This window comes from Thiomicrorhabdus indica, from assembly GCF_004293625.1.
Taxonomy (GTDB): domain Bacteria; phylum Pseudomonadota; class Gammaproteobacteria; order Thiomicrospirales; family Thiomicrospiraceae; genus Thiomicrorhabdus; species Thiomicrorhabdus indica.
Map to the genome: position 1 here is coordinate 1581155 of NZ_CP033040.1, position 23029 is coordinate 1604183.

Annotated in this window: 15 protein-coding genes and 2 pseudogenes; 3 read left to right on the forward strand and 14 right to left on the reverse strand. The window is 40.5% G+C overall.

What is annotated here, in order from left to right:
• Nucleotides 1-261: 261 nt before the first annotated feature.
• Nucleotides 262-1224 carry a sensor domain-containing diguanylate cyclase gene (locus D9T12_RS06800; protein ID WP_130537465.1) on the forward strand — a complete coding sequence of 321 codons (963 nt, stop codon included), beginning with the start codon at nucleotides 262-264 and terminating at the stop codon, nucleotides 1222-1224.
• 259 nt (nucleotides 1225-1483) lie between these two features.
• On the opposite strand, the gene D9T12_RS06805 is transcribed toward D9T12_RS06800, so the two are convergent.
• Complete coding sequence (locus tag D9T12_RS06805) at nucleotides 1484-2869, reverse strand: sulfurtransferase (protein ID WP_130537466.1); 1386 nt, start codon at nucleotides 2867-2869, stop codon at nucleotides 1484-1486.
• Nucleotides 2870-3614: 745 nt separating this feature from the next.
• Between D9T12_RS06805 and D9T12_RS06810 the strand changes: the two genes are divergently transcribed.
• Nucleotides 3615-4505, forward strand: a complete 891-nt coding sequence (locus D9T12_RS06810; RefSeq protein ID WP_130537467.1) for an NHL repeat-containing protein — start codon at nucleotides 3615-3617, stop codon at nucleotides 4503-4505.
• Between the two features lie 160 nt (nucleotides 4506-4665).
• Here D9T12_RS06810 and D9T12_RS06815 read toward each other — a convergent pair whose 3' ends face one another.
• The 4 genes from D9T12_RS06815 to D9T12_RS06830 all read right to left on the reverse strand — a co-directional run bounded on the left by D9T12_RS06815 (nucleotide 4666) and on the right by D9T12_RS06830 (nucleotide 10593).
• Nucleotides 4666-6948: a hybrid sensor histidine kinase/response regulator gene (locus D9T12_RS06815; protein WP_130537468.1), complete on the reverse strand. Its 2283-nt coding sequence runs from the start codon at nucleotides 6946-6948 to the stop codon at nucleotides 4666-4668.
• 485 nt (nucleotides 6949-7433) lie between these two features.
• Complete coding sequence (locus tag D9T12_RS06820; protein WP_130537469.1) at nucleotides 7434-7916, reverse strand: hypothetical protein; 483 nt, start codon at nucleotides 7914-7916, stop codon at nucleotides 7434-7436.
• 45 nt (nucleotides 7917-7961) lie between these two features.
• A complete protein-coding gene (locus D9T12_RS06825; protein WP_130537470.1) occupies nucleotides 7962-8729 on the reverse strand; it encodes an ankyrin repeat domain-containing protein in 768 nt (255 codons plus the stop codon).
• 259 nt (nucleotides 8730-8988) lie between these two features.
• A complete protein-coding gene (locus tag D9T12_RS06830; RefSeq protein ID WP_165395054.1) occupies nucleotides 8989-10593 on the reverse strand; it encodes an ankyrin repeat domain-containing protein in 1605 nt (534 codons plus the stop codon).
• A 647-nt stretch (nucleotides 10594-11240) separates the two neighbouring features.
• Between D9T12_RS06830 and D9T12_RS06835 the strand changes: the two genes are divergently transcribed.
• Entirely contained in the window at nucleotides 11241-12425 is a 1185-nt protein-coding gene (locus tag D9T12_RS06835) for a DEAD/DEAH box helicase (RefSeq protein ID WP_130537472.1), read from the forward strand.
• 58 nt (nucleotides 12426-12483) lie between these two features.
• Here the strand turns inward: D9T12_RS06835 and D9T12_RS06840 are convergent, their stop codons facing one another.
• The 9 genes and pseudogenes from D9T12_RS06840 to aceE all read right to left on the reverse strand — a co-directional run bounded on the left by D9T12_RS06840 (nucleotide 12484) and on the right by aceE (nucleotide 22937).
• Nucleotides 12484-13092 (reverse strand): DUF938 domain-containing protein, encoded by a 609-nt coding sequence (locus tag D9T12_RS06840; protein ID WP_130537473.1) that lies wholly within the window; start codon nucleotides 13090-13092, stop codon nucleotides 12484-12486.
• Between the two features lie 58 nt (nucleotides 13093-13150).
• Nucleotides 13151-13237, reverse strand: a complete 87-nt coding sequence (locus tag D9T12_RS12555; protein WP_420824246.1) for a putative quorum-sensing-regulated virulence factor — start codon at nucleotides 13235-13237, stop codon at nucleotides 13151-13153.
• Nucleotides 13238-13372: 135 nt separating this feature from the next.
• A complete protein-coding gene (locus D9T12_RS06850) occupies nucleotides 13373-13873 on the reverse strand; it encodes a hypothetical protein (RefSeq protein WP_130537474.1) in 501 nt (166 codons plus the stop codon).
• A gap of 60 nt (nucleotides 13874-13933) precedes the next feature.
• Nucleotides 13934-15045, reverse strand: a pseudogene (locus tag D9T12_RS06855) (IS3 family transposase).
• A 509-nt stretch (nucleotides 15046-15554) separates the two neighbouring features.
• Nucleotides 15555-15770, reverse strand: coding sequence for a DUF3820 family protein (locus D9T12_RS06860; protein WP_130537475.1), 216 nt, complete (start codon nucleotides 15768-15770; stop codon nucleotides 15555-15557).
• Nucleotides 15771-15860: 90 nt separating this feature from the next.
• A complete protein-coding gene (locus D9T12_RS06865; protein WP_130537476.1) occupies nucleotides 15861-16661 on the reverse strand; it encodes a hypothetical protein in 801 nt (266 codons plus the stop codon).
• 367 nt (nucleotides 16662-17028) lie between these two features.
• Nucleotides 17029-18792, reverse strand: coding sequence for a dihydrolipoyl dehydrogenase (gene lpdA / locus D9T12_RS06870; protein ID WP_130537477.1), 1764 nt, complete (start codon nucleotides 18790-18792; stop codon nucleotides 17029-17031).
• A 9-nt stretch (nucleotides 18793-18801) separates the two neighbouring features.
• A pseudogene (gene aceF, locus D9T12_RS06875) lies at nucleotides 18802-20151 on the reverse strand (dihydrolipoyllysine-residue acetyltransferase); the annotation flags it as partial.
• Between the two features lie 125 nt (nucleotides 20152-20276).
• Entirely contained in the window at nucleotides 20277-22937 is a 2661-nt protein-coding gene (aceE, locus tag D9T12_RS06880) for a pyruvate dehydrogenase (acetyl-transferring), homodimeric type (protein WP_130537479.1), read from the reverse strand.
• Between the last annotated feature and the right edge of the window lie 92 nt (nucleotides 22938-23029).

The following is a 23029-nucleotide window of genomic DNA, read 5'->3' on the forward strand; positions in this document are numbered from 1 at the left end:
CCTTAAAGGTTTTTAAGGAACAATGATTGCCTCTAAAAATCCATCTAGTTTTTTACGCACACACTAAAGTGGCATAAATCACACACAAAACACATTCAAAGAATGATTCAAAAAAATGATTCTATGAAAAAGAAATATAATTCTTGACTCACCATAGCTTTATGAGATTAATTAACTGTGTAATAAGATGGTCTCTTTTTAGATTCATGGTTGAAGTTTTTTGTGTTTGAGTGTGATTAGTCGTGGTAACAAGGAAGTAATATGGAATCCCAAAATGAGGTTTTAATCGAGGCATTACAACAAAAGATTTCTGATCTGCAACGTGAAAATTCTGAATTAAAACAACATCAAATCGATATCCAAAAAGCAAAAGAGCTTTATATTGGCATCCTTGAAGACTTTCCAGCTCTTATTTGGCGAGCGAACACTGACAAACTCTGTGACTACTTTAATTCAACGTGGCTAGCATTTACCGGAAGAACCATGGAGCAGGAATATGGTTTTGGTTGGTTAGAAGGTGTTCATCCCGACGATCTAGATCGATGCATTGAAATTTACACTACTCATTTTGATAAACGAAAGTCATTTTCGATGGAATACCGCCTGAAAAATCACTCAGGAGAATACCGATGGATATTGGATATCGGCCGACCTTATTACGATTTGGATGAAACCTTTCTCGGCTATATCGGCTCATGTTATGACGTCACAGACCAAAAACAGAATGAAAAACGACTTGAAATGCTTGCCACAACCGACACTTTGACACAACTCAATAACCGATTTCAATTAGATAACATTTTAGACGCGGAAATTGCAAGAGCCAACCGCTACCAGAACGAACTATCTATTATTCTGTGTGATATTGACAATTTTAAATCCGTAAATGATAGCTATGGGCACATCATAGGTGATGAAGTGATTGTTCATATTGCCACAATGCTTAAAAACAATACACGTTTATTCGACACAGTTGGGCGCTGGGGGGGAGAAGAATTCTTGATCATTTGCCCTGAAACAGACTCTGCATCTGCCGGCCAAATTGCAGAAAAGTTACGAAAACTTATTGAACAAAGTCCTCCGAAAAATACCGAGATAAAAACCTGTAGCTTTGGTGTTACATCACTTAATAAAAATGACACTCCCATTAAATTATTGCAAAGAGTCGATCAAGCTTTATATCTGGCAAAAAATAACGGTAAAAATCAAACAAATGTGATCTAACTCATTAATTGTTACCTTTCCACTAAACAAACACTATCTACTGAAGAACGCTTACAGAATTTATTGCTTGAAATCAGGCGCATGCCCATATATTCCCATAAATACTCCTCATTATTAAAACGAATAAATATCTGATAAAAGCAAGCTTGGAAGCCGAAAAGATAGAGAAAAGGTGTAAAAAAGAGAAATAATGAGAATGAGTGGTAAGTGATCAATAATGACTGCCAACCCAAAGAGAGTAGGCAGTCAAATTGTCCTATTATTGCTTATAGGCCTTATCTTCTTCAACAATAGCATTAGTTGAAGCAGCATCTGCATTCAACCCATTGATTTGTTGAACATTCAGGTAGTCCGGGTTGTAGGTGATTGATTCTGAATAATCGGTAACATCAGTGCGCCACTGATTATCAAATGCCAACATCTGATTACCGTTTTTATCGAGCGCATCAGCCATCTTGCCCCACTGAGTCCAGCTGCCGTCATAAACGGCGGTTGGGTAGCCCAGAATAGCCATTTGCACAAAAGCATTGGCTGAAGCACGAGTGGCTGTTCGACAGTAAGGGTACAAAGTATCCCCCTCTTGATAGCCGGCGTCTATATAGAGCTGCTCCAAATCTGCCAAGTTTTTATAAGTGTGAGAAGCATCTTTGCTATCGACAATACCATCTCCATTCACATCCACTGTCTGGTCATTTGTATTGAAAAGAGTTGTCCATTCAATACGAGCAGCCCCTTTAATATGTCCTTCAAAGGCCGTATAACACTGGCTTACTCCGTCTGCACCACAAGTCTTTTCTTCGGCTTTAGATTTTTTAAGTGCCACAATACCATTGTATTCATCTTCACTACGCGCATCCACAATAAACCCTGGCTGCTCTCCGCTAGCAACGGTCATGATATCTCCCATAGTGGCATTAATTACCGTGGCATCATATGGAATATCTTTGACCGAAGTCGTTCCATTACCCGGAGGAGTCGACGCATTAGCAACAAAAATGTCCGATAATGCATTGACGCTGGCATTATTATTTGGATGCAGCTGATGGGTCGCCGACCCATCCATAATAGCAATATGTTCAGGTGTCACCCCCCAGTAGGTCATCGTCAACCATAAACGAGTAGCACTTAAATTTGTTCCGCCACCATCACCAGAGACAATTAGAATCATATCCTCATTTGGATTAACCCCTAGAGTCGCCAGAATTCCATCCATAGTTTCACCGTCCGGCAAAGAGGAAGGCAAGTTAGACACGCCATCATTGCGAGTGTTAGAAAAAGTCGGAGTGCTACAGCAGTCCAAATAGTCGATCGTAAAAACATTTTCATCGTCATGCTTGATGAAGTTGAATTCATCCTCAGCTCCCGCTGAGTTCAACTGCAAAACAAACAGTCGGCCCTGTATGTTTTCCGGGCGACTTTGCTCCCAGTTATTGACCCAATCATATACGGTATTAGCACTGACCAAACCACTTTGGTTCTGGTTAATGTCGTTCGCACTTCGAGAAGTTAGACTGCTCAGAGTGCGTGTTTCAATAGTGGTTTCTACTGGGTTAAGATTAGAATCTGAATCACTATTACAGCCAGTTAAAAACAAACCAGTTGTAATCATAGATGCCATTAAGATCTTATTGGTTTTCATTTTCATTAAATGAGTACTCCTCTATCTATATTTTTACCGAGGGTTTAAGCGAGCTAATAGGGTTGATCAAAATGAAAACGACTCAAATCGTTAAACACTCAACAGCTCGGAGTCTTTCGACATTTAACTGTCGCTGTTTTTATTTTCGGGGTTTTCTTAGAAACCTCTTATTCTTACTCAAAGGACTTACCCTATACATGCCAAGAGCCTTTGAGATCAAGCCACTATCCTGACCCAATCAAATGGATACAACTTAACCCTCTGTAATTAACGAGAGCTGCATTAAGCAAACTATCATTAACCATAGTAATAACTATCTACATTAGTATCAATATCAACTATCACAAAAAAAATTACTGGGTTAATAAATTCAGAGTATCAAAACTATTTCACATCTATATTATTGATATAACTTCTCTTAGGAAAAAAGGCCAAGGTATTTATTAATCAGGAAATGAAGTCTAGCAAGCTGGCACCGAACTATATATTATAGGTCCAGATACTCTATGCACTAGATGATCAAGGCTATATAGACTCTCCGTCTACGGACCAATAAATAATGATTTAAATACACCATAATCAGAGTTAAATTTAATACGTAAAAGCATTGATATTTAGGTTAATTGTGAATAAATACTTCAATATAATGAGGTATTTTCTATAACTATAATCAATAAAAATCACGCTAAAATAAACAAGTAAAAAGCTGTTTCCAGCACCCTCACGAGCATTCATCTTTCAGGAGTTGATTATGAAATCTACCCAAAGCATTAAAACGTTATTCTTGGCATCACTGACCGCATTGTGGTCTGCAACCACTACCGCTAGTCCAGAAAGCACCAAAATCATGATCAGCGATGTCGGTTTTGCAACGCCAGAATCGGTCGAATATTATGCCGATCAGGATGTTTATTTAGTCACCAATATTAACGGCAGTCCATTCGATGCGGATGACAACGGTTTTATCTCCAAACTGAGCCCTGACGGTAAAGTAATTGACCTCAAATGGATTGATGGCGCAAATGAAAAAGTTGAATTACATGCTCCCAAAGGCATGACGATTATCGGTAATAAACTCTTTGTGGCCGACATCACGCAAATACAAGTATTTGAACTACCAAGCGGAAAACAGCTTTCTTCCATTGACGTAAAAGGCAGCAGTTTTCTAAATGGTATTACGGCCGGTGAGAATAATACCGTCTATGTAACCGATACCGGTATGAAACCGGGATTTGAAGCTTCCGGCACCGATGCCATCTATAAAGTGTCAACAAACGGCAAAGTGGCAACCATTCTAAAAGACCCTAACATGGGAAGACCAAACGGGATTCTGTATGACAATGGCGACATTTACGTGGTGTTTTTCACCAGCGCAAAAATGATCAAAATGAATGACAAAGGCGAAGTCACAGAAATGCCTGAACCCTACGGAGCACGATTAGATGGTTTAGTAAAGCTGAAAGATGGTAGCCTTGCGATGTCTAGCTGGGAGAGCTCATCAATTGATGTCTATAAAAATGGCGAATACGAAACTATTGCCGAATTCCTAAACTCCCCTGCTGACATGGATGTAGACACCAAACGTAACCGACTATTGATTCCGCTATTTAATGAAGATAAGGTATTGATTTTGCCATTGTAGTAAAGTGAAATCAAAGACCCCGTTTATGGAAGCCTTGCCTATAAAACAACCCGTATTTATCAATGCGGGTTCTCACATTTAAATGCTGTGAGAAATTCCAAGTCAGACTCCACATAACAATTTTTTTTATAGAAATTTTTTTTAAGAAACTTCAATTTACTTAAGATCGAATTTGAAACGCTTTTTGAATTTCAGACATCATTTGTTCAAGTTTAATAGGTTTTCGAATCAAGCCATCCATACCGGATGCCTCACAACGTTTCTTATCTTCATCCATGACATTGGCGGTTAGAGCAACGATCGGAATCTTGCGACTCTCTTCCCCTGCGTCCCCTTTACGAATCTTTTCCGTAGCTTCAAAACCATCCATTACTGGCATTTGGCAATCCATTAACACCAAATCAAATGATTGTTCCGCTACGATTTTAATTGCCTGTTCACCATTTTCAGCAACGGCACACTGCATGCCCAATTTGCGTAAAAAGGCCTCCGCGACTTTTTGGTTAACGATATTGTCTTCCACTAAAAGAGCTTTCTTGCCAACTAATTTGTTCTTAGGTGCAGCATCTTTTTTCTCTGATTCTTTATTAATCGAAGCAGTGCGTAATTCGCTGACCACCAAAGGAAGGTCTATCCAAAAAACAGAGCCTTCACCTACCGTTGACTCCACTCCAATATCACCATGCATAAGGCCGACCAACTTCTTACTAATCGATAGACCTAATCCCGTTCCTCCATAACGTCGTGTGGTTGAAGCATCCACCTGTTGAAAGTCCTGAAACAATTTTTGAATTTCATTTTCTTCGATACCACAGCCAGTATCTTCCACTGAAATTCGATAGCGTTGATCAAGTTGACTAACACGAATTTTAATCTCGCCGTTTTCAGTGAACTTGATCGCATTTCCAACTAAATTAGTCAATATTTGCTTAATTTTATGGGAATCACCAAGTATCCAATCAATCTTCGGGGATATCTGTGCGGATAACTCCAGTCCTTTTGCTTTAGCTGGTGCCAGCATTAAGCCCACAGTGTCTTCTACCGCTGCTTTCAAAGAAAAGCTGTGCTCATCTAGCTCAACTTTTCCTGCTTCAATTTTTGAGAAATCTAAAATATCATTCAGAATATTCAATAGAAGTTCGCCACTACTATGAACCATATCCAGTCGCTGACGCTGATCTGGACTAAGCTGCTCGTCTAGCAATTGCTCTACTAGTCCTAAAACTCCATTAAGAGGTGTACGAATTTCATGCGACATATTGGCCAGAAACTCACTCTTAGCATGACTGGCGGCTTCTGCTTGTTTTTTAGCAGCACGTAAGTTTTGTTCATCAATTTTTCGACGATTAATTTCCGTAAAAGACCCAACCATGCGCAAAGGGGTTCCGTCTTCTGCACGTTCTACAACTTTGCCTCGATCTTGAACCCAAGTAGAACTGCCATCCACCTTGAGCATTCGATGCTCTGAGTAATAATATTCTTGCTCACCATCCAAACAGGCTTTTACTCTTTGCATGACTAATTCGCGATCTTCTGGATGAAGTTTATTAATAAATCGTTCAACGGTTGATGGGGTTTCAAGCTCTTCTTGACCCAAGATTTCGTACCAACGATCATTGTGCCGAAGTGCGCCAGTAGTGACATCCCAATCCCAAATACCTTCCAATGTTGCATCCATGACATAGGAATAACGCTTTTCACTCTCCTCAATACTTTCCCGGGCACGAACAATATCGGTAATATCATGGGCAATAACCAATATCTGCTTTTCACCTTTATCATTTAACAGAGGCTTTTTTATCGACTGGAAATGACGAATTTCCCCTGTTTCAGCATTAGTGGAGTTCTCATAAACAATTTCTGTTTCCATCTTGCGCATGATTGCTTGTACATTTTCACGAAAGAAACGGTTCTGCTGCTCATTACCAGTGAAATATCCATCATCACGGCCAATCATCTCTTCTGGGGTTGTTTTATAAAGGTTCGCCACAGTGCGGTTACAAAGAACAAAGTTACCTTGCCAGTTTTTCATGATAATTACATCGGGACTTTCATCAATCACTGTACGCAACAATTTCTGCTGCTCTTTTAAAGCGTTTTCAAATAGCGTTTCTTCGCTTAAATCTCGAATGGTGTAGATGAGATAAAAAGATTTTTCAATCAGGACTTTTTTGAATTTCAGTTGTATGTTAATTGCATTATTCGTCAACAAACGAGTTTTGAATGTCGATTCCGTAGGTATCTGTTTGCTATCAAGCAATTTCAATGCATTGTTGATATCCATTTCTAAGAAGCTCTGCCAATCAGTTCTTTCTTGAGTTGTTTCAGATGAATTGGAACCAAAAAGAAGCTCTCTGGCTTCAAGGTTCATATGAACAATACTGTGATCCAAATATGTCACAAGACATGGCTCGGGAAAAATATCAACGTTTAGACAAGACATGCAAACACCCTTTAAGCTTGGTATCTTAGATATCTTAATGGATTTAAATAGTGCACTAAAAAGTTTTTAAAGAAATGAAACTTGATCTTTTTGAATTCTGGATAAATTAGAAATTTGTGGCGAAGGCCTTAATCCCTCGACCGACATGAATATAGACACTGCTCCAAACCGTTTACTGATTCCGCAATTTAATGGATGTAACCTCTTGATTATTTTGTGAAAATATAAGGATTGCTATTAAATCCTATATAAAGAACTTAAAGAAAACGCACAGAATCCCTTTCTTTTCATTAACTCTTATACAAGAAAGAACCTGTGCGTTGATATTGAGTATTGAAGTAGCAAAATAGATTGCAATACCTTACTAATACCGTGCACTTCTCTAGGCAAACATAACAAGTGAATGTGGCTTTTCGCCAAACTCCAAGCGGAGATTCTAGCCCACTAAGTGGACGAGCTTCGAGTGTTTTTTTTAAGCTTTATCATTACTGAACTAGTGCATCGTCAAAGTTGTAAAATTCTTCATGCTTCGATACGGAAATAAAGAGCTTCGAACCTCGAACAAATAACACCATTGGTTCATCATTACTTAACTCTTCCGCAACGACAATACCGACAGCTCGGTTTACTGATGACATTGAGGCCAACCAATGAACCAGAGGAAGAGTATCTTCCCAAACTCCTTCTAGCTTATTGCCTGGTAGACAAAGATTGACTCCAGCATTACAAAATCTTCCGCTTGAATCCTGCTCCAGCCAGAACTCTGATTTCCATGCACCTGAAACGAAGCTCTTATAAGAGTTATGAAAACGATATATTGGATTGAAGTTTTCAAAGAACGGATGATTAGGAAAATGTGTTGGCGGAACATCATGACCATTGAGAACAAATTCCAGTACAGCGGAATGCTCAACAGCTGAAGGTATATTAAGAGGAAGTGATAATAATAGATTATAATGCGTTGACATAATTCACCTTATAGCAATAGGATATGTTGATAAAAAAGTGCATTGTTAGCTGATTTTTTTATTCAAAAGTTCCCTTATAATTTCACACTTGCACTCCCCCTCAAGAGCCCATTCGCCAGGAGTTTGGCCGTCATTATCATCCTTTACACCTACATCTGCACCATTATTAATAAGCAGCTCAACAATATCTTTTTCACATTTATACGCAGCCATATGCAAAGCAGTAGAACCCCATGCCCCTTTGTTATTAAGGTCCACTCCTTCATTAATTAAATACTTTACAATATGGATATGTTTAATCGCGGAATGTAATACACCAGGTGAGTTAATGTCTGCACCATAATTTACTAACATCTTTACAAGCTCAAGATCACCTGAGCCAGCCGCCCAAAGCAATGCAGTCCCGTTTTTTGGATCGCTCGGGTTAAGTGTAGGATCAGCTCCTCGCCCTAACAGTTCTTTAGCCAACTCTAATTGACTCTTATAAATGGCTCGGAATAGAGGTGTTTCACCATCGTTACTAACAACATTAATTTCAGCCTTATTTTTAAGAAGAATATCAATTAAAGCTCCTTTCTTTTTATTCACTGCTATAGATAAGGAAGTTTCCCCCTTCATATTACGCGCGTTTATATCAGCGCCATAGTCAATGAGTAAATTTATCACCTCAGGAAGAGGTCTATATGCACAACAAGTTAGAAAAGGAGTGTCACCATCACAATTTTTAGTTTCAATATTTATACCGCTATTTAAAATGGCCCTGACGTGATCTATATCGCCTTCAAAAATAGCATCGTGAATAGCGTTACTCATACTTATGAATTCCTTTTTTAAAAATAATAACAATAACTAGCTAACGTCTAACAAACCTCGAGCGCTTTTGCGCGAGATCTTCTTCCCCGATAAATCGAACACTCTAGCTACTCAGGTCGTTATTGTTGTAATCAATACATTGATCAATGTCTTAAAGCTGAAAACCAAACTTTAGATAACAGAGCAAAACCTGCCTCGTTTCGATAAAAGCATAAATAATAGATAACGACCTCACGTGAAGCTCACAAATCTGGGGGTCTTATTTGATCTCGGAGAGAAACATTTCCAAAACCTCGGGACCGTCTTTTTCAACTATCAGTTCACGGACAGCTTGGCCTTTTATATTTTTTAGATTCAGGTCACCGCCATATTTTAGATAGAGACGAATGAGTGCATGCGCTTTATCGCGATTAAAAAACCGAGCGGCACGATGTAAAGGACTATCACCATGATTGTTCTGCAAGTTCGGATCTGCACCTTTATCAAGCATGTATGGTGCGAGCCGTTGTCCAAAAGAAGTCGCCTCATGCAAAGGTGTGTCGCCCTTTTTATCCTGAGCATTAACATTGGCTCCTTTTTCTATTAACAGCTCAAATAATTCATCGGTAAATCTGTCTGCATTGCGAGTAGCTTCGTGAAGCGGTGTTTTTCCAGCCTCGTCTCCTAGTTGAACACTGGCGCCTTTTTGAATCAGTTGAATGGCAGCCTGCTGATTAAAACTTCTTATCGCTGAATACAGAGCTGTGTACCCTTGACTATCCCTCCGTGCATCCAGAAGACTGCATCTCTCTAACAGAAACGCCATTAACTGTAAGCTGCTTTCTGTTTGATCCCATTCAGCGGCATAATGAAGAACCGTTTTCCCGTAGCAAATCAGAGTATCGCAATCACACTGATCAACCTCGATTAAGCGGCGAATCTCAGCTAGATCTTGGTTTAAAAGCGCATACTGTAGTGTCTTGCAGCGCTCCTCTCGGGAAAGCCTAAGCGGTACATCATTTCTTTCATCAGCAAGAAAGCGTTTAAAAAAACTTGCCATCTGTCGGGCTGTATCTTCTTTCCAAAGCGAGTCTTTAAGTGACATATTTTCAGATATTTCACCTTCTTTTGTGAAAGCAATAAAGGTAGGCGCGACTTTCGGATCAAGGCCTTGCTGATTTATATAATTAAGCCAATGTAAAGCGTCCACTCTGAAGATACTGGTATGTTTTAACGCTTCATTCAGAACAGGATGATCCAATAGCCGTTCAAACGCCTGACAGGGCTCGCAGTCTGTCATCGCGATATACATAATAGCCCGATATTCTTTTTTCTTAGCGCGCTCTGTCAATTGCTTGATGACGCTGTTTTTCATGGTGGCTGGCGAACGTTTTGTCCGGGTAAAAATAAAATCACCACTGAGCTTGGGTCTGGCGGGCATAGCTGCAAGAGTAATACCTGCATTTGCAGCTGATTCGATTATTCTTTTAGATTGGTTTTTTCGAGAGATAAAACCATAATAAGAATCGCTACAATCATTGTATTGTAGGAAGACAAATTGCTTCAGATATAACCAGTCGTTAAAAGCCTGCAACCCCTCCTCAACAGAATCTTCACCATCCAAGGTAAATTCTGGCGTCAACTCGTGAGTACGAGCCATAGCATTTGCTTGCCAAACCAGCTCATCCAACCCCTTAACGTCCAATTGCATCAACAACCAATGCTCTTCGGGATTCAGCGACACCAATGCGTAAAATAGAGCATTTATAAAAGTCTCACCCTCTTCATAATCATAGGTATCTATCAATTGTTTTAGTTGTTCAAGACTTTTTTCAGGCAACTTGCGGGTTATATTGGTGAAAAAAGACAGTTCATGTTCATTCATAATCATCCTAAAGTTTCTTGGATATCGAAATCATTTAATGCCCAGCACACTTTGATCGTTGCTCAATAAAAAGTAAAACTCAGTGCCGGATTGATTGGGGCTTTTTAAATTTATAGCGTATTTTCAGGCATTATTTACTTCATATTTGATTAAACCTTTCACATAGACAGGTTCCCTTACATTACGAGACAACATTGACCAAAACCAAATACATTCCTGCATGATATTAAAAATAAAAATCTTTTACCAGATGAAATTCGCATTATTTTGCGTAGATAAGGTTATGGTTATTCAACCGAGAATAGTTATTGTGACAGAGTTAAACGCTTTATACGTTTTCATGGTTACCCATCGAAAGCCACGACAACATCAAGCGGTTCCATTTTTATCGCAGTACAACAACCTTAACCACCTTAATTAGTATTCATTTAATTTTTTATGCATATAAAAAAGTTGAAAATTCAATTTTACTCTGACCCGAATATTCTTGAATACCAGGGAACGAGTCCACCTAATCCCAATTATTGACATTCACCATTAATTTCTCAGTTTTAAGAACTACCAACCTCTCTAAAAAACTCAATGTTGAAATCCAATATGGAATAATAGCGATTCAATTTTATTCAACCTCAAGCAGTGAGACACCTATGTCATTTGCCAAACTTGGATTATCCGCCCCTATTCTTCAAGCACTTTCAGAATCCGGCTATGAAAAGCCAACGGAAATCCAAGCCAAAGTGATTCCTCACATCTTAAAAGACGAAGACATCATTGCATCCGCTCAAACGGGTTCCGGTAAAACGGCAAGTTTTGTTTTGCCAATTCTGCATAAAATCGAACAAAAAATTGAAAAAGGGCAAACGCTTCGTGGTCGCTCGATTCGAGCCTTAATTCTCGTGCCAACTCGAGAATTGGCCATGCAAGTTCTGGCCAATGTGCAACAGTATGGACGTCATCTAACAATCAGTTCACTGGCAATTTATGGTGGAACCAATATTGAAGACAATAAAAGCGAACTGGCTAAAGGAATTGATCTTTTGGTTGCAACGCCCGGACGATTACTGGATATGGCTTATCAACGCGCTGTGTTCTTCAATGACCTTGAGTTTTTTGTTATCGATGAAGCAGATCGAATGCTTGATATGGGATTTATCGAGGATTTAAACAAAATCATTGAACGACTGCCGGCTTCACGTCAAAGCATGTTATTTTCCGCCACATTAGATTCGGATATTCGCTACCTAGCTGAGACCGTTTATAACGATGCCATCGAAATAGACTTAACACCCCAAAATAAAGCTGCCAGCAATATTTCACAATGGCTGGTCACGGTCGACAAAGACACAAAATCCTCACTTCTGAGCTTTTTAATTAAAGAACAAAACTGGAAACAAGCACTGATTTTCGTCGAGAAAAAACACTCCGCTGCCAAACTCGTCGAGCAGCTTGGAAAACGCGGAATAACGGCGGACTCAATTCATGCCGGCCGGTCACAAGCACAACGTGAAAAAGTTTGGAATGCCTTTAAAAAAGGGGAATTACAATTTCTGGTGGCAACCAGTGTTGCGGCTCGAGGTTTAGATATGACCAATCTCGAACGAGTGGTCAACTACGATTTGCCCTTCCCTCCGGAAGAATATATCCATCGCATTGGTCGTACCGGTCGAGCTGGAAAATCGGGAGAAGCGGTTTCACTGGTTTCCAAAGACGACTTTAAAAACCTCTGTATGATCGAAAGCCTTTTAGGTCACATTATCGAGCGCCAAGAATTTGAAGAGTTCCCGGTACGTAAAACTGTGCCAGTTTCCATTCTAAATTATCACCTGCGATAAACACTCAAACAGAAGTGACAATCGTTTCAGATTTGAAACCATTGCAAACTCTATTCATTTACTCAGATTTTGACCAAACCAAAATCCGATTATTGACTGGCATTTCAATATCATTTTCAAGTATCAGTCCAGCATCCATTGCTAATTGATGACACCACTCAAAATCTTTAATGCTACTTTGTGGATTGCGCTGCTTTAACCAAACATCAAAATTTGCATTACTCTCAGAGGTAAACGCATTGTTGTAGTTAAAGGGCCCATAAATCAAAACATGTGCGCCCTCTTGCAACACACCTGCAATATTGGCAAAAAAATCGACCACATTTTGCTGACTCATAATATGAAAGCTATTCGCACTGAATACCGCATCATATTTGCAATCAGGCCACACGGATTCAGAAACATTTAACTCTACCGGCCGGTGAATATTTGGCAAATCCGCCTCATCCAACCACTGACAAATGCCAGAATGTGACTCGATTAAATCGGAAGTTTGCCAAGTCAAATGCGGCAACTGACTAGAAAAATACACAGCATGCTGCCCTGTTCCACTCGCAATCTCTAACACCGAAGATTTATTCGCTAAATACGGATGAATCGACTCAAAAATAACAGTTTTATTCTCTTCACTCGATTGTGAAAAAGGTTTTGGTGTTGCAAATTTCATGAGATTTCCACTAATAAGCTTCAAATATTATTTAGATTTTAAAACTAAGACGTGACCTTCAAGATTCTTTTTTTCTCAAAGGCTCAAGCAAATACTTTAAACCATTGTGATCTAACTCATGCATCAATGCCAACAACTGCCCCAATTACCGTCTGGATCCCATTTAAAAACCCTAAATACAAAAAATCAATTTAGTTCAAGCTTATTGATTTTATTCATATTGATCACGAAAATACTACTTAACACATTAAATTAATGTAATTATTTCAGTAAACAATAATTACATTGCAGCATTACACAACTGAAAAGCTGGCCGTTTAAATCGTTCTATTAAGAGTAAATATTTTCCCTTTTTGGTAGTAATTTCCAAAAATCTTTGTTTTCTAGTTTTATTAAATAGTATTTCTAAAACACTTGGTTTTCTGATGTAAAGATGACCTGATAAGACGATCTTTTCATCAACACTCATTTCATCGTCAGCTATGGTAAGTCTGCCTGGGTAAATATATCCGTCAATATTCCTTTCAATTGCCATATTTGAATCATAAGAACTTAGATTACTTAGGGAACTATGGTAATAAAAAGAATCGGTTCCTGTTTTTATTTGTAAGTCTCTAGCTTGAATAGTTATTGGTTTCACACAATCATCTATTTTTTCTAAATGAGGCTCAAGGATACCTGTAAATAGAATTAAAACTAAAACAATCAATATAATAAAATTTATGGTGTGCTTATAGTGCAGCGCATCTATCTTAATACTCTTCAATTTTGTTATAGTCATAGTTGTTTCTAATATAGGTGTTAAAGAATCCACCTTGAGAAGATTGTAAACCTCCCACTTTTAGTGGCACTCTAATTTAGAGTTTTCAAGCGGGTTGTATTTGGCCAGATATTCCCAAGGCGTTAAATCACCAAGCGAATCATGAGGTCGTTCTTCGTTATATTCCCTTACCCAGTTATCAGTGATTTCCCGAACTTCATTCAGCGTCCTGAACAAGTACATATTGAGGATCTCATCCCGATACGTTCGATTGAATCGTTCAACATAAGAATTTTGAGTTGGCTTCCCTAGTTTAATGGATTCCAACTGAATGTAATTCACTTCAGTCCAATCTGCAAGAACCGTTGAGATAAGTTCAGGGCCGTTATCCATTCGAATTTTGTCCGGGTAACCGCGCCAAGCCGCAATACGCTCCAATACCCGAGTCACCCTTAACGCTGGCAAGCTGAGACCTACTTCGATAGCTAGAGCTTCACGGTTAAAATCATCCACTACGTTAAACGTTCGAAAGCGACGCCCGCATTGCAAGCTATCGCTCATAAAATCCATTGACCAACATTGATTGGCTGCCAATGGAACACTTAAAGGCTCTGGATTCGGCGTTGGTAATCGTTTTTTACCTCGTCTGCGTTTGTTCAGTGTGAGTTCGCAATACAGACGATAGACGCGTTTGTGATTCCATACATACCCTTGTCGTTTCATGACCTTAAACAGTTTGTCAAAACCGTAAGCCGGTTAACGTTCAACGGCTTCCTGTAATGCTTGAATAACGGGCTCGTCTTTACGTTTATCCGGCTTGTAACGGTAAACAGAGTCACTAATACCAACAATGCGACAGGCTCGCCGAATACTGGTGCCAAAGGCTTGTCTGGCATAATCAACCTGTTCACGTCGAATTGCTGGCTTTACAGCTTTTTTTCAACGATGTCCTTGAGTATCTTGTGGTCCAAACTAAGTTCAGCGAACATCTGCTTGAGGCGACGATTATCCTCTTCAAGTTCTTTCAGACGCTTCACATCCGATACTTCCATACCGCCGTATTTGGCTTTCCAGTTATAGTAAGTCGCATCGGATATGCCGTAATCTCGACACACTTCTTTAACTAGCCGTCCGGCTTCGACTTCTTTCAGGATTTTGAGAATTTGTGTTTCGCTAAAGCGTGACTTCTTCATAGTGCTCTCCATTTTGCTCAGTATAAGCCGGAGAACTCTAATTTAACATGCCCCTATTTTATGGGAGGGTTACAAAATAACCTACGGTAATAAATTGAACCTGGCTCCATTGATTTACAGAGACGATATCTACAAAGTGGTTTTCAGTAGCGCAAAAATAGACAAAATGAATGAAAAAGCAAGATCACCGAAATGTCGAAACCATAAAATGCAAGATTAGATAATTTGGTGAAATTAAAGGTGATAGCTTCGCTTTCTCCAACGGAGAAAGCTCGTCAATTGATGTTTATAGAAACCCTGAATAGGAAGCTGTTGCATAATTTATTAACTCCCCTACCGACATAGATACTCACACCAAATATAACCTGTTTACTGGTGTCGCTATTTAGTGAAAAGATTTTGATTTAACCGCTGTAAGAAAAGAAAACAATGACAATCAACAAACGCTAAATACAAAAAAACCTGCAACTGCAGGCTTAAAAAATTATTGAACGCTATTTAGTTGAATTTCAGTTATTCTTTCTCAAAGGTTCAAGCAAATACTTTAAACCATTGTGATCTAACTCATGCATCAAAGACAACAACTGGCCCAAACTCCCCTCAGGAAAGCCCTTAGCCGCAAACCAGTTGAGATAATTTCCCGGCAAATCAGCAATCACACGCCCCTTATATTTGCCAAAAGGCATCGTCACTTCAACAAGCTTTTTTAAGTTTTCTGGATTCATAATTCAAAATCTAATTGGGTTTCATATTTACAGATACATGCATTCTCTCTCAGGAGAGTGGGAGCGAGACAATAAATAAAACTTTAATTTTTAATCACTAAATTCATTCTCTTTATTATTACGTTGAAACTCAACTATTTTTATGTCGTAAATTCCATCTAATTTTTGCTTGTCATGCGGTTCATGCTCAAGGGAAGTCGAATTCAAAAGCACTATATTGTCATTGTCTATATTAATCACCTTATTAAAATTCAAATAATGAATCAAGAATATCCATAGCGAAGTTCCACCCGCTAAACTATAAATTTTTCCAAAAGGCTTGTCTTGAAATTTACCTAAGGAGCTATTGTATTCAATGAAAAGTGATTGAAGAAAAGCAGAATTATTCATTTCTTCACTTTGTGACTTCTTAATAAAATACAACAATGCTTTAATTAAGAAAAAGTCATATGGATTATTACCTTGATTTAATTCTCTAGATTCATATGCTTTTAAATTGTGCTTTCCTTTCATCTCCTGTAAGAGTTGATTAGTATTAATCGAGCTGTCTTTAAGATCGTCTATCTTGATAGTTAATTGTTCCAATTTTGCGACGTCGGAACCTAAAGAATTACCTGATTTTTTTAATGAATCAACCACTTCTTTAATCATTCCCATTTGTTCAGATATAGCTTCTGATTTACGGTCTTGGCTTCCACTTTGTACAAATCCATAAATAATTGCTAACACTGCTAAGATTATTGAAGTTATTGTTCCTGCAAAAGAAACATAACCTAATGCAGAACCACTATTTGAATTCTCAAACGAGACGTAAAAAACAAAACCTTCTACAGTCATTAAAATGACTATCAGCATCAGCCAATGAACAAAATCCATTTTAAAATTTTTCATAATCTAACCTTTCAATAATCAATTGCTCAAATAACAACACAAACATTATCTTATTCTATATTTTAATTTATGAATTAAAAAACCAGCACTGAGGCTGGTTTCTTCAAATATCAAATAGGGAGATAAAACAGTCAAATACGAGGTGGGGAAATGTTGAAGATGCTGTAGCAACATGCAATTATTTTCCCAACAAAGAAATTGGGTGTTTTAGACGCAACCCAAATTATTTCGCAAAATAAGAATTAAACCGTGATGAGAACCGCTTAGGCTAGGCAAAAATTCTTGAAAGAGCGGAGTTTACAAATAGTAAATGAGCATCTTGAGAGAATTTTTAACAACGCCTAAGCGGTTCGCAGTAGGTTTAAACTTATTTTTTCTTCTTGGGTGGCATTAGGTCTGTTATCGTCCCTTCCGCCATCTCCGCTGCGAAACAAAGTGTTTCACTTAGCGTTGGATGTGGGTGAATGGTCAGACCAATGTCTTGCATATCTGCACCCATTTCGATGGCTAGCATGGCTTCGGCAACCAGTTCACCGGCGTTTGGACCGACAATACCGCAACCCAATAGACGATGAGTTTTGGCACAGAACAAGGCTTTGGTTAGACCTTCGTCACGACCTAAACTTAAGCTACGGCCAGATGCTGCCCACGGGAATGCACCTTTTTCGTATTCAATGCCTTCAGCTTTTAGTTCGTCTTCGGTTTTACCTGCCCAAGCCACTTCTGGATCAGTATAGGCAACTGATGGAATGCCCATTGGTGTAAAGGCTGAGTTCATGCCAGAAATCACTTCTGCCGCAACTTTACCTTCATGTACCGCTTTGTGCGCAAGCATTGGCTGACCAACGATATCACCGATTGCATAGATGTGATCCACATTGGTTTTTTGACGTTCATCGACTTCGATAAAGCCCCAGTCGTTCACTGCAACACCGGCTTTTTCCGCATCGATCAATTTACCATTTGGCGAGCGACCAACCGCAACTAGAATACGATCAAAGGTATCTTTCTCTGGGCAATTTTTGCCTTCAAACGTTACTTCTAACCCTTCCTCTTTGGCTTCCACATTGGTCACTTTCGAGTTTAGGTAGATGTTTTCATATTTCTTTTTAATGCGTTTAAGCAATGGCTTGGAAATATCTTTGTCAGCACCCGGAATAATGGTATCGCCTAATTCGACCACTGTAATATTCGCACCCAGTGAATCGTAAACTTGCGCCATTTCCAAACCGATAATTCCGCCACCGATGACCAGCATACGGTTTGGAACTTCTTCCAATTCCAGCGCGTCGGTCGAGTCCATCACACGAGGGTCGTCATGAGGAATAAACGGCAATTTGATTACCCGAGAACCGGCGGCAATAATCGCTTTTTCAAACGCGATGGTTTTCTTAGAACCATCAGCCGCTTCAACTTCGACCGTGTTACTTGAACTGAATTTTCCGTAACCGTGAACCACTTCCACTTTACGCGCTTTGGCTAGCCCTGCTAACCCGCCGGTTAATTTTCCAATCACCGAATCTTTGTAGGCACGCATTTTATTGACGTCGATTTCTGGCTCGGCGAAAGTAATGCCGTGTGCGCCCATTTCACGGGTTTCGTTCAGTACCACTGACATGTGCAACAATGCTTTTGACGGGATACAACCGACGTTTAGACAAACACCACCGATGTTTTCGTAGCGCTCAATCATCACCACTTTTTTACCAAGGTCTGCCGCGCGGAATGCCGCCGTATAACCACCTGGACCGGAGCCCAATACTAAAACTTCACAGTTCATATCGGCTTCAATGCCATCACTTGAAACAGCCGTTGGTTGAGGTGTCTCTTCCGCAGGAGCTGCTGTTGCAGCCACACTGTGCTCAACGTTATCCGTAACCGTATCGATGTCGGCAATTTCCATGGTTCCGATAATAGAACCTTCAGAGACTTTATCGCCCACTTCTGCGGTAAAGGTTGCAATCTTACCGGCAAACGGTGCTGGGATTTCCATCGTGGCTTTATCCGATTCCAGCGTTAGCAGTGAATCATCCTGCATCACCTCTTCGCCAGCGCTAACAAGCGTTTCAATGACTTCAACTGCCGCGAAATCACCAATATCAGGAATAACAATATCTACAATCTTACTCATGATTCACCCTTATAGAATTAGCTGGCGTAGGTCAGAAAGATAGTTGGCAACCGTGGTCGTAAAGCGAACACCTTCCGCACCATCAATGGCACGATGGTCATAAGAGACGCTAAACGGCATCACCAAACGTGGCTCAAATTCTGAACCGTTCCAAACTGGCTGCATTTTCGCTTTTGACAATCCCATAATTGCCACTTCTGGAGCATTAACGATTGGCGTAAATTGCGTGCCACCGATTCCACCGAGTGAAGAAATCGTAAAGCAACCACCCTGCATATCTTTTGGCCCTAATTTACCGTCACGTGCTTTGGCTGAGATTTCCATCAAATCGCGAGAAAGATCGTAGATACCCTTCTTATCGACATCTTTGACGACGGGTACAACCAAACCATTTGGCGTATCAACGGCAATACCGATGTTGTAGTAGTGTTTTTTAATAATCGACTGGCCATCTTCAGAGAGTGACGCATTGAAGCTTGGGAAATCTTGCAAGGCTTTGACAACCGCTTTCATGACAAACACTAATGGCGTTAGCTTAATGCCTTGTTTTTCAGCCGCAGCTTTTTGGTCTTTACGGAATTGATCCATTTCCGTGATGTCGCACTCGTCAAACTGTGTGACATGCGGAACATTTAACCAACTCGCGTGCAGGAACTTACCAGAAATTTTCTTGATACGTCCAAGCTCTTCGGTAGTGGTGTCACCAAACTGAGAGAAATCGATACCCGGAATCGGCGGAATGCCTGAACCAGACATTGCACCTTGACCCGGTGCTGGCGCTTGACCAGACATCACTGCTTTAATTGCTGCTTCAACATCGGTTTGCTGGATACGACCTTTCGGCCCTTTCCCTTCAACGTGCGTTAGATCGACACCCAATTTACGTGCAAAAGCACGAACCGATGGAGAGGCGTGGAAAGCTGCACCCATTGCTTGTGGATTAACAGGTTTTGCATTAGAAACGGTTTGTGCAGCCGCTGGTGCTTGCGTTGGTGAAGAAGTCGGTGCTTCAGTTGGTGCTGGCATTGCCGTTGAGACGGTTTCTGCTTTTGGTGCTTCTTTCGGTGCTTCCGCAGCTTCGTCAGACGCTTCAATATCTAGAAGATAGTCGCCCTCTGAAACAGAATCACCCACTAAAATTGCAATTTTGGTAATTTTTCCTGAGAACGGTGAGGGGATTTCCATCGTCGCTTTATCGGATTCGAGTGTGATGAGTGAATCATCCACTTCAACTTGATCACCTTCGGCAACCAAAACTTCAATGACTTCAACCGAGTCGAAATCACCAATATCTGGGACATTAACTTGTGTAATCGCCATGGGAATTTTCCTTATCTGATTTACCGGCCGGTATTTGTCCGAGTGGGTGAATTTTTATTCACTTTCCACCCATTCGAACATAAATACCGGCCGGTAAATTTTTAAATACTATGTTTTGACTTAGCATGAAAAAAGCCGCTCACGAACATGCGAGCGACTTCGTTTTAAGCATAAATTGGATAAACCTTGTTGGTATCCAATTCGTATTTCTCAATCGCTTTGGTCACAATCGATGCTTCAATTGTGCCAGCATCCGCAAGTGCTTTAAGTGCTTGCACCACAACGTAGTAGCGATCCACTTCAAAGAACTTACGAAGCTGTTCACGAGTATCAGAACGACCAAAGCCGTCTGTACCCAATACATAGTATTCACCAGGAACATATTGACGAATACGCTCAGGATAATCACGGATATAGTCCGTTGCAGCAATAAATGGTCCTTCTGAACCACTTAGCATTTGCGTCGCATAAGGCACTTGTGCTTCCGCTTCTGGATTTAGCATATTTTGACGCTTGACTTCAATTCCATCACGACGCAATAGGTTAAAGCTTGGAACACCCCAAATATCAGCCGCCACATCCCAATCAGATTCAAGCATTTCAGCCGCAGCAATGACTTCACGGAAAATTGTTCCTGAACCCATTAGCTGAACTTTTGTTTTATGCTTCGCCGTTGAATCTTTAAATTTATAAAGACCTTTTAGGATGCCCTCTTCGGAACCTTCAGGCATTGCAGGGTGTGAGTAATTTTCGTTCATCGCTGTGATGTAGTAATAAACGTCTTCCTTATCGTGGAACATGCGCTTGATACCGTCACGAATAATTACCGCCAACTCATAAGCAAACGTTGGGTCATAAGACAGACAGTTAGGGACATGGTCAAACTGAATTAAGTTATGACCGTCTTGGTGTTGTAGACCTTCACCTTCAAGCGTCGTACGACCGGCAGTACCACCGATTAAGAAACCACGTGCACGTGAGTCACCGGCCGCCCAAGCCAAATCCCCAATACGTTGGAAACCGAACATCGAGTAGTAGATGTAGAACGGGATCATACTCACGCCATAGTTGGCATAAGCCGTTGCCGCAGCCACCCAGTTCGCCATCGAACCGGCTTCGTTAATCCCTTCTTCAAACACCTGACCGTTAGCTGATTCTTTGTACCACATCAACTGGTCACTATCCATTGGCTCATATAACTGACCAGCCGGATCGTAGATACCCACTTGTCGGAACAAGCCTTCCATTCCGAATGTACGCGCTTCATCTGGAATAATCGGTACAACACGCGGTCCAAGCGCTTTGTCACGTAGCAAGATAGAAATAATACGAACAAATGCCATAGTGGTCGACATTTCACGATCACCCGTACCATCTGTCAGCATCTTGAAAGTGGATAGCTCTGGTACTGGCAATGGCTCAGCATTGTCGTGACGGGATGGCATATCACCGCCCAACTCTTCACGACGCGCTTTCATATATTTCATCAGGTCAGAATTTTCATCTGGACGATAGAAAGGAATATCTTTTTCCAAAGCTTCATCTGAAACCGGTACCGAAAAACGGTCACGGAAATATTTCAGACCTTCTTTGTCTAATTTCTTTTGTTGGTGAGCCGTGTTAGCAGCTTCCCCGTATTTACCCATACCATAACCCTTAACCGTTTTCGCAAGGATAACGTTTGGTTGACCTTTGTGGTCTGTCGCACGTTTGTAGGCATTGTAAATCTTACGTGGCGAGTGACCACCACGTGTTAGACCGAAGATTTCATCATCAGTCATGTCTTTTACTAATTCTGCGGTTTCTGGATACTTACCAAAGAAGTGGTCACGAACAAACTTACCATCTTTCGCTTTATACGCTTGGTATTCACCGTCAGGCACTTCGCCCATACGCTCAACCAACTTACCAGTTTTATCTTTTTGTAACAGACGATCCCAACCAGAACCCCAGATAACTTTAATGACGTTCCAACCAGCACCACGGAACATACCTTCCAGTTCTTGGATGATGCTGTCGTTACCACGAACCGGACCGTCAAGACGCTGGAGGTTACAGTTGATAACAAAAATCAGGTTATCTAGCTTTTCACGTTTCGCTAACTGAATCGCACCACGAGATTCCGGTTCATCCATTTCACCGTCACCCAAGAATGCCCAGACTTTACGACCGTCTGTTTGTGCTAGACCACGCGCTTGCATATATTTCATGAAACGCGCTTGGTAAATAGCCATTAGAGGTCCAAGACCCATTGAAACGGTTGGGAACTGCCAGTAATCCGACATTAACCAAGGGTGTGGGTAGGATGAAAGTCCTTCACCATCCACCTCTTGGCGGAAATTCTTTAAGCGGTCTTCATTCAAACGGCCTTCTAAAAACGAACGTGAGTACATCCCCGGCGCTGTGTGGCCTTGGAAGAAAACCATATCCTGACCCAATTCATGTTTAGGTCCTTTGAAAAAGTGGTTCATCCCCACTTCATAGAGCGTACAGCTTGAAGCGTAAGAAGCAATGTGCCCTCCAACGCTTGTGCTTTTATTCGCACGCGCCACCATCGCCATCGCATTCCAACGTAGAAGTGCACGAAGTTTGTGCTCTAGCGTTAAATCACCAGGGTAGTTTTCTTGTTCTTCAACTGAAATGGTGTTGATATACGGTGTATTCGCAGAATATGGAATATCGATGCCGTGGACACGGGCTTTTTCGATAAGAGATGCAATGATGTGCTGAGCTTTATCACTTCCTTCAAATTCGACAACGGCTTCAAGCGCATCGATCCACTCTTGAGTTTCTTGTGGATCTTGATCTACAAACTGTTCGCTCATAATAATTTTTTCCTCAATGGGTTGGAATTTTGTCTTCAGGAGCTGGGTAAGCCTGAAGGGCCTTCAATCTTGATAGTTCATATCAAGATCGC

Bases quoted from the DNA above. Each gene is read 5' to 3' on its own strand.
- D9T12_RS06800 (WP_130537465.1), top strand. From the start codon at position 262: ATGGAATCCCAAAATGAGGTTTTAATCGAGGCATTACAACAAAAGATT.
- D9T12_RS06805 (WP_130537466.1), bottom strand. From the start codon at position 2,869: ATGAAAATGAAAACCAATAAGATCTTAATGGCATCTATGATTACAACT.
- D9T12_RS06810 (WP_130537467.1), top strand. From the start codon at position 3,615: ATGAAATCTACCCAAAGCATTAAAACGTTATTCTTGGCATCACTGACC.
- D9T12_RS06815 (WP_130537468.1), bottom strand. From the start codon at position 6,948: ATGTCTTGTCTAAACGTTGATATTTTTCCCGAGCCATGTCTTGTGACA.
- D9T12_RS06820 (WP_130537469.1), bottom strand. From the start codon at position 7,916: ATGTCAACGCATTATAATCTATTATTATCACTTCCTCTTAATATACCT.
- D9T12_RS06825 (WP_130537470.1), bottom strand. From the start codon at position 8,729: ATGAGTAACGCTATTCACGATGCTATTTTTGAAGGCGATATAGATCAC.
- D9T12_RS06830 (WP_165395054.1), bottom strand. From the start codon at position 10,593: ATGAATGAACATGAACTGTCTTTTTTCACCAATATAACCCGCAAGTTG.
- D9T12_RS06835 (WP_130537472.1), top strand. From the start codon at position 11,241: ATGTCATTTGCCAAACTTGGATTATCCGCCCCTATTCTTCAAGCACTT.
- D9T12_RS06840 (WP_130537473.1), bottom strand. From the start codon at position 13,092: ATGAAATTTGCAACACCAAAACCTTTTTCACAATCGAGTGAAGAGAAT.
- D9T12_RS06850 (WP_130537474.1), bottom strand. From the start codon at position 13,873: ATGACTATAACAAAATTGAAGAGTATTAAGATAGATGCGCTGCACTAT.
- D9T12_RS06860 (WP_130537475.1), bottom strand. From the start codon at position 15,770: ATGAATCCAGAAAACTTAAAAAAGCTTGTTGAAGTGACGATGCCTTTT.
- D9T12_RS06865 (WP_130537476.1), bottom strand. From the start codon at position 16,661: ATGAAAAATTTTAAAATGGATTTTGTTCATTGGCTGATGCTGATAGTC.
- lpdA (WP_130537477.1), bottom strand. From the start codon at position 18,792: ATGAGTAAGATTGTAGATATTGTTATTCCTGATATTGGTGATTTCGCG.
- aceE (WP_130537479.1), bottom strand. From the start codon at position 22,937: ATGAGCGAACAGTTTGTAGATCAAGATCCACAAGAAACTCAAGAGTGG.